The sequence below is a fragment of the Sphingomonas sp. DBB INV C78 genome (assembly GCF_042693015.1).
Classification (GTDB): Bacteria; Pseudomonadota; Alphaproteobacteria; order Sphingomonadales; family Sphingomonadaceae; genus Sphingomonas_E.
This window is the reverse complement of sequence record NZ_CP170544.1, coordinates 2,405,296-2,419,896: the sequence shown is the minus strand read 5'-3', so window position 1 is coordinate 2,419,896 and position 14,601 is coordinate 2,405,296. Positions and strand designations below refer to the sequence as shown.

General features: G+C 64.7%; 11 protein-coding genes. 5 read left to right on the top strand and 6 right to left on the bottom strand.

Annotated features, from left to right (window positions below):
* Positions 1–8: 8 nt before the first annotated feature.
* Positions 9–677, top strand: coding sequence for an SOS response-associated peptidase (locus ACFB49_RS11440; protein ID WP_380879521.1), 669 nt, complete (start codon positions 9–11; stop codon positions 675–677).
* A gap of 373 nt (positions 678–1,050) precedes the next feature.
* Here the strand turns inward: ACFB49_RS11440 and ACFB49_RS11435 are convergent, their stop codons facing one another.
* Together ACFB49_RS11435 and ACFB49_RS11430 are read right to left on the bottom strand one after the other, a co-directional pair.
* On the bottom strand, positions 1,051–1,509 hold the full coding sequence (locus tag ACFB49_RS11435; RefSeq protein WP_380879519.1) for a PA2169 family four-helix-bundle protein: 459 nt from the start codon (positions 1,507–1,509) through the stop codon (positions 1,051–1,053).
* 437 nt (positions 1,510–1,946) lie between these two features.
* Positions 1,947–3,116, bottom strand: a complete 1,170-nt coding sequence (locus ACFB49_RS11430) for a hypothetical protein (protein WP_380879517.1) — start codon at positions 3,114–3,116, stop codon at positions 1,947–1,949.
* A gap of 298 nt (positions 3,117–3,414) precedes the next feature.
* Between ACFB49_RS11430 and ACFB49_RS11425 the strand changes: the two genes are divergently transcribed.
* The 4 genes from ACFB49_RS11425 to ACFB49_RS11410 all read left to right on the top strand — a co-directional run bounded on the left by ACFB49_RS11425 (position 3,415) and on the right by ACFB49_RS11410 (position 10,252).
* Complete coding sequence (locus tag ACFB49_RS11425; RefSeq protein WP_380879515.1) at positions 3,415–4,677, top strand: glycerate kinase; 1,263 nt, start codon at positions 3,415–3,417, stop codon at positions 4,675–4,677.
* Positions 4,678–4,948: 271 nt separating this feature from the next.
* On the top strand, positions 4,949–5,743 hold the full coding sequence (locus ACFB49_RS11420; protein WP_380879513.1) for an IclR family transcriptional regulator: 795 nt from the start codon (positions 4,949–4,951) through the stop codon (positions 5,741–5,743).
* Positions 5,744–6,002: 259 nt separating this feature from the next.
* Positions 6,003–8,909, top strand: a complete 2,907-nt coding sequence (locus tag ACFB49_RS11415) for a DUF1588 domain-containing protein (protein ID WP_380879511.1) — start codon at positions 6,003–6,005, stop codon at positions 8,907–8,909.
* Complete coding sequence (locus ACFB49_RS11410; protein WP_380879509.1) at positions 8,906–10,252, top strand: DUF1552 domain-containing protein; 1,347 nt, start codon at positions 8,906–8,908, stop codon at positions 10,250–10,252. Before ACFB49_RS11415 ends, ACFB49_RS11410 begins: the two co-directional genes overlap by 4 nt.
* A gap of 60 nt (positions 10,253–10,312) precedes the next feature.
* Here ACFB49_RS11410 and ACFB49_RS11405 read toward each other — a convergent pair whose 3' ends face one another.
* The 4 genes from ACFB49_RS11405 to ACFB49_RS11390 all read right to left on the bottom strand — a co-directional run bounded on the left by ACFB49_RS11405 (position 10,313) and on the right by ACFB49_RS11390 (position 14,594).
* Positions 10,313–11,380 (bottom strand): helix-turn-helix domain-containing protein, encoded by a 1,068-nt coding sequence (locus tag ACFB49_RS11405; protein ID WP_380879507.1) that lies wholly within the window; start codon positions 11,378–11,380, stop codon positions 10,313–10,315.
* Positions 11,381–11,563: 183 nt separating this feature from the next.
* A complete protein-coding gene (locus tag ACFB49_RS11400; RefSeq protein WP_380879505.1) occupies positions 11,564–12,460 on the bottom strand; it encodes a 2-hydroxy-3-oxopropionate reductase in 897 nt (298 codons plus the stop codon).
* A 2-nt stretch (positions 12,461–12,462) separates the two neighbouring features.
* Positions 12,463–13,254, bottom strand: a complete 792-nt coding sequence (otnI, locus tag ACFB49_RS11395) for a 2-oxo-tetronate isomerase (RefSeq protein WP_380879503.1) — start codon at positions 13,252–13,254, stop codon at positions 12,463–12,465.
* A complete protein-coding gene (locus ACFB49_RS11390; RefSeq protein WP_380879501.1) occupies positions 13,251–14,594 on the bottom strand; it encodes a glycerate kinase in 1,344 nt (447 codons plus the stop codon). Before ACFB49_RS11390 ends, otnI begins: the two co-directional genes overlap by 4 nt.
* Positions 14,595–14,601: the final 7 nt, after the last annotated feature.

Sequence of the window (14,601 nt, the reverse complement as noted above, 5' to 3'; positions counted from 1 at the left end):
AAGGCCCGATGTGCAATCTCACCACCGCGCGAAAATCCGCCGACGAGGTGGCGGCCTATTTCAGGGCTAAGGTGCCGGGCGCGTTCAATGTGGCGGCCGAAACCTATCCCGGCACGCCGGGCATGGTCGTCATCGAGAATGAGGGTGTTCGCGAGCTCCGCTCGATGGTCTGGGGTTTTCCGTTGATCCTGAAAGCGATGCGCGAGAATGCGGAAAAGCGTGGCGTCCAGCCGCGCCCCAAACCCGTCAACAATGTCGCCGACCTCTCAAGACCAATGTGGCGCGGCATTGCCGCGAAGCCCCAATGGCGCTGTCTCATCCCGATCACCGCCTTTGCCGAGGCCGAGGGTCCGAAAGGCGCTATGACCCGCACCTGGTTCAGCATGAAAAGCGAGCCGCTGTTCGCCTGGGGCGGGTTCTGGCGGCAAAGCGTGGAATGGGGCGACGTCTATACCGGGCTCATGACCTGCGCGAATGAAGCGATCCAGCCGGTCCATGATCGCATGCCGGTCCTGCTTCACGCCCACGAGCATGACGCCTGGCTGCACGGTTCGATCGACGATGTCATCGCGTTCCAGGACCGGAAATTCCCGCCCGAACTGTGCGCAATCGAACGGACGAGCGAACTATGGGTGAAGCGGAAGGGCGTAGCCGAGGCGGTGCCAATGCTTCTCTAGGCGCAACCTGACAAATGTTCTGTATTTGTTCTTTCCTACATTGTGCCAAATAGGTTAAGTGCGAGTCGAAAGGAGAGGAGAAATGCTCCAGGTCGACGCATCCCTCATCACCGCCATTGCCGCACTGATCACCAGCCTCTCGGTTCTAATCCGGGCCGTTCGCAGCAAGGTGTGAAAGCGGCGTCCGGTTCCGACATCAGGCCGCTCATCTGACCGGCGTTTCTCAACTGCTACGGCTCTTGGATTCCGGATCGCCAGCCTAGCCGTTCAGCACGACCTCTTTGCGATCCTATGTGATAGGGGCCGCGGCATCATGCGATGCCGCGGCCCGGTAGCCCGACTATTTGTCAAGTTCGAGCAGGCAGCACGGCTATCACCGAGCGGGATCGAGAGAATGCTTCAGATCGCGCATCTGATCGTGTCCCTCGCGTACCGAAGCGTATGCCCGTTCGATCGCCGCTCGGGTCTGAGGGGTAAGGTCACTATCCTTTAGTGCGTCCTCGAACTTCGACTTTATATGATCTTCGCCGCGTTCGACCTCATTGACGATCGCCTTGTCGTCCTTGCCCGTCACCGCCGATTTGAGATTGAGGAAGGCGCGGTGGACGCCGGCCAATGCGGTGCCGTCGTCCTCGGGGTTGCCGCCGAGGCGAACCACTTCGGCCTGGAGATCAGTTGCGGCCTGACGGCGCTCGGTCGCACGGCTGGAGAAAATCGAACCGAAGCGTCCGCTCTCGCTGTCCCGGGCCGCCTCCGAATAGCCGTCGATGCTGTCGATCGTCGTCGCGATGAGGCCGTTAAGCGTGCGAATGTCGTGGCTGGTATCGGTCATGCTACGCTCCTTACTGGGGAGGTGCTCAACGGTTAACCGGTGCGGAGTATCCCGCGTTCTTGCATCAAAGAGGACCGGCGCCCCGGAACGCCGCGCTGTGGTCGTCGAGGCGGTATGCCGCGCGCTCGTTCCTCATGTCAGCGGCGGCGAGGCGCGCTTCGCGGCTGCCTGCTGGCAGATCGAAGCCAAGGTTGGATAGCGACGACGGCGGATGCACGAGATCCGCATCCGCCGCCAAAGCCGCCGTTTGCCTTGCGATTCTTGCATGCTGAAAGCAGGCATTGGTTCAGGGCAGAGCCAACAGCCTGTTTGGGATGCGGCCTCTGGAATGCGGTTATCGTTCCACATCAGGGCGCACATGGACGATATCTGGCAAGTGCACCTGCATGGCGCAGTTCGAGGACCACAAACCGCCCTCGCACTGCGCCTGGGCACGATCAACGGGCAGATCCGAACGTCCCGATATAGAGGCCGCTTTTGCCCGCATAGGGGCCGGTGCGCGGTGCGATCATGGCAAAGGCAATGCGCTGCCCGTCGGGCGCCACAACGGATTGATGGGCATTGCCGCCAAGATGACTGATTTCGGTAAGGCGCCGCGATTTGTTTTCACCGATCATACTCGTCACATAGAGGTCGAACGGACGTGCCATGCCCTTGAGGGGGCCGTACGGCGCATAGTCGGCAAGATCCTCGGGGCGGGTATCGACACCCCCGAGCGCCTTCATGATCGCGGCTACGCCAGGGGCCTCGAGACTACTGATCCCGCGAAATTTGCCCTCGGGATCGGATGCGCGGTTCGCTTCCTCGAGACCGTAGCGTTCATCAGGGAAGAAATGGGTCTCGTTGTGCGCCGGATCCCGCGATAGCGGCCGTACCGCCCCGGTCGCAAGGTTGAGCTCGTACATCTCGCCGTTGAGAGTTCCCCCCTCCACCGTCCAGAATGTGAGCGCCGAGCCGTCCCCCCGGAAATTATAGGTCTCGGCGAAGGTTGCCTGGCCGGCCGTGGATTTCGCGTGGAGGTGCTCATAGACCACCCGCCGATTGGTGAGGGCAACACCCGTCCGGCCTGCGACCAGCTCGGCGGTCACGATGGTCGACATGGTCGCTTCGGCCGATCCCCAGGCGATCTGGATCCCGCCAGCCGTTCCGGGTTTCGCGGAGATCGCGATTTCGCCCCACGCCGGGGCGTCGAGTTTGACCGGCGGCATGTCGAGCGATGCGGACATCCAGTAGAGTTCTGTCGTCTGCGCGTCCCGGTGCGCAACGGCACCCGGGCGCGCCTTGGCTGTGCCCAGGCCCGGCGGTCCGAGAACGAGGAAATTTCCGTCAGGAAGATAATAGATGCGGGTGATGAGCCCGTTCGCACCCCAGCGACAGGTGAGACAGCGGACGGTTCGTGACGACACGTCGATCTCATAGGCCGGGGTGGCCTCGAGGTCGGAGCGTGTGAAGGCGATCTTGCGGCCATCGGGCGACCAGTCGGGACGCTCGCCCCAATCGAGGATGCGCTCCATCGCAAAGGGCGCGGTGAAGTAATCCGGTGCCGCGCCATTTGCGGCCTGCGCTGGCAACGTGATCCACGGCATCAGCATCGTCGTCATGGCCATTCGCAGCCCCCGCACTGCCTTCCGTCCTCGCCGATCACCTGGTCCTGCCGCCCTCGTCATCGCCGCTTTCCTTCTTCCATTGCATCCGGGTCATCGTCGCGCGCAGCGATAGCGAGGCTCGTGACTGGCAGCCGTCGATTTTGTCGCTTGTCCCGCATTGTGGAACATCAGGGCCGGGGCCTCTTGCCAGTCTTCTGGCAGGCGATAATTGCCCGTGAAGTAGACAAGACGGAGCGGGCCAAGCGATGACGGGGTGGCGGTGACTGGTCCGGCGATCGGGAGCGAGGCGCACAGGCTGTTGCTTGCGGACATGCTCGCGGCGGCCTTGGCCTCGGTGTCGGCCGAGCGGTGCCTGCCGGCCCATCTTCCTGCCGAACCCCGGGGCAGGCGGCTGGTACTGGCAGTGGGAAAGGCGGCCGCCGCGATGGCGAAGGTCGCGATGCGCGAAGCCAGATCGACAACGCGCGCGATCATTCTCGTGCCATATCGCCACGCCCTCCCACCCGGCGATTTTCCCGAAGGCACCATCATTCTCGAAGCAGGACACCCGCTCCCCGATGAACATGGCCTCGAGGCGGCGCGGCGGATCTGCGACGCTGTTCGCGCTCTCGGACCGGAGGACCAACTCCTCGCCCTGATTTCCGGCGGCGGTTCAGCGCTTCTGGCCCTTCCGGCCGACGGCGTATCGCTCGACGACAAGCGCAGCTTGACCCGCGAACTCCTTTACTGCGGTGCGACGATCTCCGAGATCAATTGCGTGCGAACGCATCTCTCGCGCATTAAAGGCGGCCGCCTCGCCGCCATGGCGCATCCTGCGGAGGTCGTGACCCTGGCTTTCTCGGATATACCGGGTGACGATCCCGCCCTCATCGCGTCCGGTCCAACGGTCCCCGACCGGACCACGCTCGCTGACGCGCGCCGGGTGCTCGAACGCTACGGAATCAGCATGGCCGATCATATCAACGCGGTACTTCGCGACGAGCGATCCGCGACGCCACAGCCCGATGCTGGCGATATCGCGGCCGGCCGGACGCGCATAGTCGCGCGCAGCCGTATGGCACTCGAGGCTGCGGGCGAGATTGCGCGCGCCGCCGGATATATGCCGGTCTATCTGGGCGACGATCTCGAGGGCAATGCTACAGAGATCGGGACCGTCCACGCCGCCCTTGCGCTGCATCACCAGCGCAAGGGCGGGCGATGGGCATTGCTTTCGGGAGGCGAGACGACCGTTTTCGTGCGCAATCCGGACGGCAAAGGTGGTCGAAACAGCGAATATGCCCTGAGCCTCGCCCTGGCGCTGGGACAGGCCGAGGGCATTTCGGCGCTGGCTTTTGATACAGATGGCCTTGACGGGGTCGGTGGACACGGGGGCGCGATCATCGACTGGACCACGCTCGCGCGCGCCAGGTTCGCCGGCCTGTCGCCATCGCGGATGCTCCAGGGCAATGACAGCTTCGGCTTCTTCGACGCCCTGGGGGATCTTGTCCATACCGGCCCCACGTTGACCAACGTCAACGACCTCCGCGTGGTGCTCGTGGATGCGGATCAGGTCTCGCACTGAAAACACGCTTGCGGTTCATCTGCCACTCGACCGCCTGTTAACGATCGCAAATACCCCCGATCCTGATCGCGCATGGGGGTGGTGCCGCATTCCGGCTTCGCTCGATAATCGACCCGAAATCAGAACGGTCGAACAATCGACCGCGGGGGAGGCTGGATTGGCAGAAGTGTCCGGTCCCGCATCATCGCTCCGGGACTTGTCAGCTCGCGGACCCTCACCGGGTCCGTTTCGGGACCGACGTCACGCAGCGCACGGATAAGGGTCAAGCGGCGTGACGGACAAGGATACGCTCCAGGATGATCTGCTGCTCGGCCGCGTGCAATCGCTCGTCCGCGCGTTTGGCATTCTCGACGTGCTCGCGAAGGGAGGCAGCCTCACGCTCCGGGAACTGGCGCTGGCGGTCGACCTCCCGCGCTCCACGGCTCATCGCCTTCTCACGACGATGGAGGCGCTGAGGTACGTCGCGTTCGACCGCCGTACCAATCGCTGGGCGATCGGCGTTCAGGCGTTCACCGTGGGAGCGGTCTTCGCCCAGAGCCGCGATCTCGGTCATCTCGGACGTTCGATCATGCGGTCGCTTGCCACCGAGTTGCAGCATTGCGTCAATATCGCCGTCCCGGAGGGCTCGGGAATCTGTTACGTCGATCAGGCTGCTGTGGACGGCTATCGTCAGACCGCCGCGCGACCGGGGGCAGTGCTCCCGCTCCACACGACCGCATCGGGCAAGATGATGATGTCGCACTGGTCGAGGTTCGAGCTCGACCGCTATCTCGATCGGGTGCCGCTGCGCGCGCGAACGGCGCGCAGCATCGTCGAGACCAGCGGCTTGCGTCAGGAATTGGCGCGCGTCCGCGAACGAGGCTTCGCCACCGACGACGAGGAACATGACCAGGGACTGCGATGCGTGGCCGCGATGGTGTTCGATCGCCTCGGCACGCCGCGTGGTGCTCTTTCGATTTCGGATCGCGCGTCCATTCTCGGACGTGAACGCCTTGTCGAGCTCGGATCGACGGTGGTCGATGCCGCGCGCCAGATAACCAGCCAGATGGATCCACGCTTCGGATAGGCTTCGCCGCCCCCAGACATTGCGGTGGACGGCCTGCTCCCGGCCGAAGCGGCGGCGCCGGTAAAGGCGCTCGACGCAGCGAAGTGCGAGCAACATGGCTGCGATAATCATGGGTCCGGCGGCGACCTGCTCCGCAAGGCCCCCGAACGATCAGAATTACCCCCGGGACTGAACTTCCCCGGGGGTGGTCCGGCCGGGGGCGGCCGGTCGATACCGGGGTCAAACAAGGCGGCGCGACCGCAATCATGAGGAGAGCAGGGTGGCCGGCCGACGAAACATGCAACGCGTCCTGACGGCGCGATCGTCGCGTATCCTGCTCGCGGGCGTCGCCTTCATGCTCGTGGCGGCCTCGCCGCCGCCCTCGCGGACCGCAGGCTACGTTCTGGCCAACATCTATGTGGCATCGCTGGATGATGACAAGGCCTGCCGGAACCTCTCGCTAAGCGCGACCGACATCTTCCGCGACCGCTTGCCCGCAGCCGAGCGCGAGAAATATGCCGACCCTGCCAAGGTGCAGGAGCTTCAGAAACTCATGGAGGCGAAGCTTGGCTTCAAGATGGTTCCGACGGGCCGCAGCGCCGGTGCAAACGGGCGTTCAGCGGAGCTCAGCCAAGCCGATCTCGCAAGCCTGCGCCAGTCGGCCGGCATCAAGCCGGGCAAGGGCATCCCGGCCTTCCTGGGCACGCGGTTCGCTTATGACAGCTGCACCAATCCGGAGGATTTCCGGTTCATGGTCAAGGGCAACGAGCTCTATCGGGGACGCGTCGCCTACGGGATCGATCTCGATGGCAAGATCAGCGACAATGATTTTACCGGCCCGGACGGCGAGCAGGGTGTGGACAACGAACTCATTCGTGCGGCGGGCTGCAATTTCGCTACCCGGGACTTCGGCAATCCGCGCGTTGCCGACCATGTCATCACTTCGGCCGCTGCGCCGACGTTGATGGAGGTCGGCGACATCGACGATCTCGCCGACGACCCCGAAGTGACGATCAGTTTTTACGCGAGCGCCAGCGCGATCGAGCTCACCGGCTCGGGCAAACCCGTCGCCTGGACAAGCCTCGATGCTGATCCCGACGCTCGCTACCGGGCGACAGTCAAGGCGCGGATCGAGAAGGGCGTGCTGGTGAGCGAGCCCTTCGACCTGAGGGTACGGATGCGCGAACAGATCGTCGATGGCTATCGCGAAATCCGCCGTGCGCGGATCCGCGCAGTCATGGGGTCCGATGGCAACGTCGAGGGCGGAATTTACGGCTATCACACGATTGCCAGCATCATCGACGCCTACCGGCAGTCGACACAGGTCGGTGCCAACCTCACACGGATGTCGTGCCCCGCGCTGATCGATGCCGTCGAACGACATGCCGACGCTTTCCGCGACGCGCGGACAGGTCGCAACACGGCCATCTCCTCGGCGCTTCGCTTTCGCGGGACGTCGGCCTTCATCATCAAGCCGACCGGCGCACCCGCCGGCGGGGGGGGCAAACTGATGACCGTGCACGCGCTCAGGCGAAGCGGCCCGTTGCTGTTCGCGGCGGCCATCTTCGCGATATCGCTGACCCCTTCGTTCAGCCAGGTCGAGGCCGAAGCACCGGCGGACCTGCCGCAGCTCCGGCGGCTGACCCAAGGGCAATACAAGGCGACCATCGCCGACATCTTCGGCAAGGACATCAGCATCAGCGGGCGGTTCGAGCCGGATCTCAGGGTCGACGGTCTGCTCGCGGCGGGCACCAGCAAGGTTTCGCTGACCCCGGCGGCGGCCGAGCAATATGAACAACTCGCCCGCGGCATTGCCGAACAGGTGACAAGCGAGCAACATCGCGCGCGGCTGGTCGGGTGCGCGCCGTCGGGCGCCGATCCGACGGGTCGGGCCTGCGCCGCGTCCTTTTTCCAGCGGGTGGGCGAACGCCTCTATCGCCGGCCACTGATGCCGGCGGAGTTGAGGCTCGCTACCGACCAGGCGCTGGCGGCGGGGCAGGCGCTTGGCGACTTTCATGCCGGCCTCGCGATCATGCTGACGGCGATGATGACCGACCTGCCTTTCCTCTTCCAGGTCGACCAGAGCATTGCTGATCCGGACGCTCCGGGCCGAAGGACCCTCGATGCATGGTCCCGGGCGTCGAGGATCAGCTATTTCCTCTGGAACAGCACGCCTGATGCCGAACTGCTCGACGCCGCGCGGAACGGTTCGCTGATGACGCGGGCCGGACTCCTCGGACAAGTCGATCGACTGATGGCGTCGCCGCGCTTTGATGCGGGGGTGCGCGCCTTCTTTGACGATTTCTTCCAGCTCGAGGGTCTGGAGGGCCTGGCCAAGGACGGTCTCATCTATCCCGGCTTCCGATCGGCCGTGGGACCCGCCGCGCGCGAGCAGACGTTGCGTACCGTCATCGACCTCCTGATGGCGCGAGACGGAGATTATCGCGACATCTTCACGACGCGATCCTTCCCGATGAACCGGACGCTCAGTCCTCTCTACCGCGTCGCCTTCGCGTCTCGCGAATGGGACATGTACCCACTTGCGGACGACGACCCGCGCGCCGGTCTGCTGACCCAGCTCAGCTTCCTCGCGCTGCACGCGCATGAGGGGCGGACATCGCCGACTTTGCGCGGCAAGGCGGTGCGCGAAATCCTGATGTGCGACACCGTTCCGACGCCGCCCGCCAATGTCAATTTCACGATCGTCCAGGACGTCTCGAACCCCAACCTCAAGACGACCCGCGAGCGGCTGCAGGCGCATCTCAGCGATGAGGAATGTGCGAGCTGCCACAAGCAGACCGACCCGATCGGTCTCACGCTGGAATCCTTCGACGGGGCCGGCCAGTTCCGGACGATGGAAAATGGCGTGCGCATCGATACAGCCGCCGTCGTGGACAAGCATCCGGTTGCCGACGCAGCCGCGCTCGGGCGAGCGCTTCACGACAATGAGGTAGTGACCCGCTGTGCGGTCAAGTCCGCCTGGCGTTACGCCGTGGGACGACCGATGGCCGAAGGCGAGGACGCAGTGGTCGAGCGGCTTCATGGGCGTTTTGCGGTCAGCCGTTATCGGCTTCGCGCCCTCTTCCAGGCGATCATCCTCGACCCGGCCTTTTTCAGAATGATGCCGGTGCGAACTCCACCAGCACGCGTCGCCCGTGCCGCCGCGGTCGAAGGAAAGAAGCTATGAGCGGTATCGGCAGACGTGGCTTTCTGTTGCGCGGTGCTCTCGGTGGAGCGGCAGTGACGGTGGGCCTGCCCTTCCTGAACCTTTTTCTCGACGGCAACGGCTCGGCGCTTGCGGCACCTTATGGTGGGGGGCGCCTGCCGGTCCGCTTTGGGACCTGGTTCTGGGGTTGCGGCATGATCCCCGACCGCTGGACCCCGAAGAAGGCGGGCGGTGGCTATGATCTCCCGCCCGAACTCCAGCCGATCGCTGCCGTCCAGGACCGCGTGAACATCCTGTCGGGCTTCAGCGTCGGGCTCGAGGGCAGGAGCAACCAGCCTCATATTTCGGGAAATATCGGGTTACGGACCGGTGTCCCGGCCGACAGCTGGCAGCAGATAGAAGCGCCGACACTCGACGTCCTCGTCGCCGACGCGATTGGGGCAGGTTCCTTCTTCCGGAGCCTCGAACTCAGCGCGGATGGCAACCCGAGAACCAGCTTCTCCTATCGCAATGGCAGTACGATGAATGCGGGCGTTGCCACCCCCGCCGAGCTCTATCGACGCATCTTCGGTCCGGAGTTTCGCGACCCGAATGCCGCCGATTTCCGGCCCGATCCGCGCGTGATGGCCCGCCGCAGTGTGCTCTCGGCGGTAACCGAGGAGCGCCGGCACCTGATCGGGCGGCTCGGCGCCGAAGACCGTGCAAAGGTGGACGGCTATTTCACGGCTATCCGCGAGGTCGAGACCAAGCTCAGCCTACAGCTCGAGAAGCCGCTGCCGGCCGAGGCATGCCGGGTGCCGGGCGAGCCACAGGACTTGCCTGCCAGCACCGACGTCGGCGATCGCCAGAAGTCGCACCAGGTGATGACGGAGCTTCTGGCCATGGCGCTCGCCTGCAACCAGACGAAGGTCTTCAACATGGTCTTTTCCACCGCCACGGCGGATTTGCGCCAAGCGGGCGCGACAACCGGCTACCACCAGGCGACTCACGAGGAACTCGTCGATCGCGATAAGGGGTATCAGCCCACCGTCGATAATTTCTCGACCCAAAGCATGAAAGCCTGGGCGGACTTTGTCGCAACATTGTCGGCGCTGCGAGAAGGCGACGGGACGCTGCTCGACAATATGCTGGTCCTTGCGCATTCCGACGTGAGCTTCGCCAAGAACCACGACGTCAATGGCATCCCGATGATGCTGGCCGGCCGCGCGGGTGGCAAGGTTAGGACAGGCCTGCATGTTGCAAGCCAGGGCGATCCGGTGACCCGTGTCGGGCTCACCGTACAGCAGGCACTCGGAATGCCGGTCGAAGGATGGGGCCGGGAGTCCATGCGGACGACGCGTGCGGTGTCGGAGATCCTCGTCTGAGCATGAACGTGTACAGCCGGATGCGCGGCGCGCGCCGGGAGACTGCATCGAGCCGGTGGGTCAGGGGCCGGGCGCCTCGTCGAGGGTGCGGCGATAGTCGGTCGGCGACATTCCGACCCAGGTCCGCACCGCCGCGCGCAGCGCATCGGAATCGCAAAAACCGACGCGTTCGGCAATTTCCTCGATCGACAATGCCTTGTTGGCCATGAGATCAAGCGCCAGGTCTCGGCGCGCGCCGTCTTTCAATTCCTGAAAGGAGGTGCCAGCGCTGGCGAGGCGCCGGCGCAGCGTCATGCTGCCAATTCCGATCTGGCGCCCCAGTTCGTCGAGCGAGAGGATATGGCGATCCTCGCGCAGTGTCCGCGCCAGAAGGCGGCGCGTGCGATCGGCGACGGCAGCCGGATGGTCGGCCTGCGCCAGACCGAAATAGAAGATCAGGCTTGGAAGCGCGACGCAATCGTCGATCGAGCGGATGACGGGCTCGTCGAGCAGGCGGGACGCAAAGCGCAATGTCGGAGCCGTTGCTTCGAGCGTCAGCCGGAAAGGCATCAAATCCTCGTCGGCGAGCGGCCTCATCGTTTCGGGAAAATCAAGCTCCACCGTGCCGCCCAGCGGACGGCCGATGAGCCATCCGAAAATCTCGTGAATATTGAGCATGCCGTTCAGAGCCACCGAGAAAGCGAGTTCGGCGTCATCACCCCGGTCGCCTTCATAGACGAGGACCGCCTCACCTCTGGCCGTGGCCATCCGCGCCAGCCCTAGGCGCCCGTCAATGGCATCGAACAGCTGGACCATGGTCGCGATAGCCTCGCGCAGCGTGCGGGCGTTGACGAGACAGTAAAACAGGAGGTGCCAGTCGCTGCCCCGGAAGGGTGGCCGGCCGATCGCTTTTGCCTGAAGGTCGGTGGCGGCAAGGCTGGCGCGCGACGACAACAACCTTAGAGTCGTCTCGTCGACACGGCCGAGACCCCCCTCCAGCAGGGCGCCAAGCGGTTGGCGGACTCCGGATTCGGCAAGGATCGCAGGGATGTTTGCCCGCTTGCGATCGAGCAAGGTCAGCAGCCGGACGACGACACGCTCTGCCCGTAATCGGGACAGCGGGTCCTTGTTGATGATTCCCCCCGTCATTTGCGGTTGCAACGGCATCGTTCCTGACCTTTGCTGCAGCAGACCCTGCAACATGACGAACGGGTTGCCTAGCGTCTTGCGCGGTTCTCGCCGGAGGGAATGGTCTGCTGGCTCGTCACGGCGGGCAGCTTACGCATCGAGGGGCGTGAACGGCGCTTGTCGCAGATCGGCGCCGCTCTGGTTTCAGCTGCCCTGATCGGAACCGACGGTGGCGGCCGCGGAAAGCTCGAGGGCCTTCACCATGGCCGAATGGTCCCAGTCTCCTCCACCCTGTGCGATGCAGGCGTTGAGGAGTTGCTGGACCGCAGCGGTTCCAGGGAGCGTAAGGCCCATACTGCGCGCGCCGGCCAAAGCGAGATCGAGATCCTTCTGGTGAAGGCGAATGCGAAAGCCCGGTTCGAACGAGCGCTCGATCATGCGCTGGCCATGGACGTCGAGCACCCGGGATGCAGCAAATCCACCCATCAGGGCGTCGCGGACCTTCGCCGGGTCGACCCCGGCCTTCGACGCGAACAGCAATGCTTCGCCGACTGCCTCGATGGTGAGAGCGACGACGATCTGATTGGCCACCTTGGCGACCTGACCGGCTCCCGAAGAGCCCACGAGAGTGATATTCTTGCCCATCAGCTTGAGGATGGGCCGCACAGCCTCGAAGATTCCGGGCTCGCCCCCACACATGATCGTGAGCGCGGCATTTTTAGCGCCGACCTCGCCTCCAGAAACCGGAGCATCGAGATAATTGCCGCCGCGCGCCTCGATCCTGCGGGCGAATCCGCGCGTCGCCAGCGGATCGATCGAACTCATGTCAATTATGGTCGTGCCGGCGGCAAGGCCCTCGATCACTCCGCCCGGGCCGAACAGGACGAGTTCGACGTCCGGCGTGTCGGGTAGCATCAATATGATGACTTCGGCGTCTGCCGCGACTGCGGACGGGCTGGAAAGAACTTGCATCCCTGCGTCGACAAGCTCGACCGGTGGTCCGGAGCGATGGGTGCACGTGCTGAGCTGATGCCCCTGTGCCGCCAGATGCCCCGCCATGGGACGGCCCATGATGCCAAGGCCGATAAAGCCGATCCGCATGCTCAATTCTCCGTTCCGGAAAGATAGGGCCGGGCCCATGCAAGGCCCTCGCCCGTGTCGCCGAGCGGTCGATATTCGCAACCGATCCAGCCGGCATAGCCGAGCGCGTCGATATGGCGCAGCAACCAGGTATAATTGATCTCGCCGGTTCCGGGCTCGGCGCGACCCGGATTGTCGGCAAGCTGCATGTGACCGATGATCGGCAGCAAGGCCTCGACGTGGCGAGCGAGATCCCCTTCCATGATCTGCATGTGATAGACATCATATTGCAGGCGAACGTTGGAGCGGCCGCACGCGGCGACGAGATCGGCGGCCTGCCGGGAGTGCGACAGGAAATAGCCGGGAATGTCGACGCGCGTATTGATCGGCTCGACGAGGATGTCGACGGCATGGGTTGCGGCGAGATCGGCGGCGTAAACCAGATTGTCGAGCAGCACGCCCGCATGCAGGTCGTCGACAGGTGCCTTCCCGGCCATGAGGTGAAGCTGCCTGCACTGGAGGATACGCGCATAATCGAGCCCGGTTGAGACTCCCCGACGCTGCTCCTCGATCCGGTCGGGCAGGGCGGCGATACCGCGTTCGCCAGCGTCCCAGTCGCCTGCGGGAATGTTGAAGAGGATGATGGGAAGACCGCATGCCTCGGCGCGCGCCGCGACTTCGGCTGCGGGAAACGCATAGGGGAACATGAATTCGACGCCCGTGAACCCGGCGGCGGCGGCGGCGGCGAACCGCTCGAGAAAGGGCCGGTCGGTGAACATGAGGCTCAGATTGGCGGCAAGTCGGATCAAGGTCATTCCCCTCTGCGGGTCGTGGAGAAGCGCCGGGCGTCGCGCGCGTCGGCTTCGAGCCCGGGACCGGCCGTCGACGTCGGCGCTGCGAGCCCGAGGACCAGATCCATGAGATTGGTGCCGGTAGGCCCGGTGTGAATGAGGTCGCCGGTGCGCTCGAAGAAGCCGTGGCTGTCATTGTCTGCAAGCGCAGCCTGCGGATCGAGCCCCATCGCGCGTGCGCGTGCGCACAGCTTGCCGTCCGCGAACGCGCCTGCCGTCGGCGTCGGTCCGTCGGTCCCATCGGTTCCGACCGCGAGCAGTGTCGCCCCTTCAGTACCATCCAGTGCGATCGCGGCGCAGAGCGCGAACTCCTGGTTGCGTCCGCCCTTGCCGGTGCCCGTCACCTCCAGCGTAGTCTCTCCCGCCGAGACGAGGAGTGCCGGTCGGTCTGACCGAGACACTCCGGACAAGGCCGACGCAAATACATGGCTTGCGTCGTGGGTGTCGCCTCGCATGGCGAGATCAACGGGGATGACCGGCAGGTCCTCGCGCCCGGCCGCCGCCCGCACCGCCTCAACCAGCGTATGCCTGTCGCCGACGACGATCGCCGCATTTCGGACGGGCGGAGGTGGGCGGACCTCGGCGGGGCGGGCGAGGACGTCGCACACCGGACCCGGAAGCCGCGCGCGCAGACCGTATCGTTCGACGATTTCGAGAGGATCCATCTCGCTGCCACCGGCCGCTATCGTCGGGCCGGATCCGATCGCCCGCCAGTCGCCGCTCGGTACGTCCGAAAGCATCAAGGTGAGCACCGCCGCCGGTGCGATATGGTCGAGCAGGCGACCGTCCTTGACGCGCGACAGCCGCCTGCGCACGCAATTGATCTCCTCGACCGACGCGCGCGAACGCAACAGGAGTTCCGTCGTGCGTGCCTTTTCAGCGAGCGTGACGCCTTCGACCGGGGCCACGAGCAATGCCGAGGCACCGCCGGTGAGCAACATGATCACGGCGTCGCGCTCGGTAAGGTCGGAAACCGTTTCGAGGAGTGCCGCGGTGGCGGCGACTCCCGCGTCATCGGGAAGCGGGTGACCGGCCTCGAGCTGGGGGATCGCGACCGTCGGCTCGCTATGTCCATATTTGGTAATGAGACAGCCGCCGTCTACGCGGTCGCCGAGCATGCGCAGGACGCCCTGGGCGAGCGCTCCGACGGCCTTGCCGGCACCGATGACCAGCAGACGACCGTCGGTTGGAAGGACCCAGTCGACCGCGTTTGCGCCGCACCGGATCGACCAGGTGTCGCCTGATAATTTGCTCTGGGTTTCGATGAGGCGGTCGCCACGAACCGAAGCCAGCGCGTCTGCCAATATTCGT